Source organism: Kitasatospora sp. NPDC005856 (assembly GCF_040629945.1).
Classification (GTDB): Bacteria; Actinomycetota; Actinomycetes; order Streptomycetales; family Streptomycetaceae; genus Kitasatospora.
In genome coordinates this window covers 1-1,503 of sequence record NZ_JBEXWT010000227.1, presented here as the reverse complement: position 1 = coordinate 1,503, position 1,503 = coordinate 1, and the positions used below count along the sequence as shown (strand labels likewise).

1 rRNA gene is annotated in these 1,503 nt (G+C 56.7%); it reads right to left on the bottom strand.

Annotated features, from left to right (window positions below):
* Positions 1-2: 2 nt before the first annotated feature.
* Positions 3-1,503, bottom strand: a 23S ribosomal RNA gene (locus ABZ449_RS42120); the annotation flags it as partial.

Below are 1,503 nucleotides of genomic sequence, written 5' to 3'. Positions count from 1 at the left end.
CTGAGGACAAGCCCTCGGCCTATTAGTACCGGTCAACTCCACCCCTCACAGGGCTTCCATATCCGGCCTATCAACCCAGTCGTCTACTGGGAGCCTTACCCTCTCAAGGAGGTGGGAGTGCTCATCTCGAAGCAGGCTTCCCGCTTAGATGCTTTCAGCGGTTATCCCTCCCGAACGTAGCCAACCAGCCATGCCCTTGGCAGAACAACTGGCACACCAGAGGTTCGTCCGTCCCGGTCCTCTCGTACTAGGGACAGCCCTTCTCAACACTCCTACGCGCACAGCGGATAGGGACCGAACTGTCTCACGACGTTCTAAACCCAGCTCGCGTACCGCTTTAATGGGCGAACAGCCCAACCCTTGGGACCTACTCCAGCCCCAGGATGCGACGAGCCGACATCGAGGTGCCAAACCATCCCGTCGATATGGACTCTTGGGGAAGATCAGCCTGTTATCCCCGGGGTACCTTTTATCCGTTGAGCGACGGCGCTTCCACAAGCCACCGCCGGATCACTAGTCCCTACTTTCGTACCTGCTCGACCCGTCAGTCTCACAGTCAAGCTCCCTTGTGCACTTACACTCAACACCTGATTGCCAACCAGGCTGAGGGAACCTTTGGGCGCCTCCGTTACCCTTTAGGAGGCAACCGCCCCAGTTAAACTACCCACCAGACACTGTCCCTGATCCGGATCACGGACCCAGGTTAGACATCCAGCACGACCAGAGTGGTATTTCAACGGCGACTCCACAACAACTGGCGTTGCTGCTTCACAGTCTCCCACCTATCCTACACAAGCCGAACCGAACACCAATATCAAGCTATAGTAAAGGTCCCGGGGTCTTTCCGTCCTGCTGCGCGAAACGAGCATCTTTACTCGTAATGCAATTTCACCGGGCCTATGGTTGAGACAGTCGAGAAGTCGTTACGCCATTCGTGCAGGTCGGAACTTACCCGACAAGGAATTTCGCTACCTTAGGATGGTTATAGTTACCACCGCCGTTTACTGGCGCTTAAGTTCTCAGCTTCGCCCCACCGAAGTGGAGCTAACCGGTCCCCTTAACGTTCCAGCACCGGGCAGGCGTCAGTCCGTATACATCGCCTTACGGCTTCGCACGGACCTGTGTTTTTAGTAAACAGTCGCTTCTCGCTGGTCTCTGCGGCCACCCCCAGCTCAGAGTGCAAGACTCGTCACCAGGAATGGCCCCCCTTCTCCCGAAGTTACGGGGGCATTTTGCCGAGTTCCTTAACCATAGTTCACCCGAACGCCTCGGTATTCTCTACCTGACCACCTGAGTCGGTTTGGGGTACGGGCCGCCATGAAACTCGCTAGAGGCTTTTCTCGACAGCATAGGATCATCCACTTCACCACAATCGGCTCGGCATCAGGTCTCAGCCTTAACGTGAGGCGGATTTGCCTACCTCACGGCCTACACCCTTACCCCGGGACAACCACCGCCCGGGCTGGACTACCTTCCTGCGTCACCCCATCGCTCACCTACTAC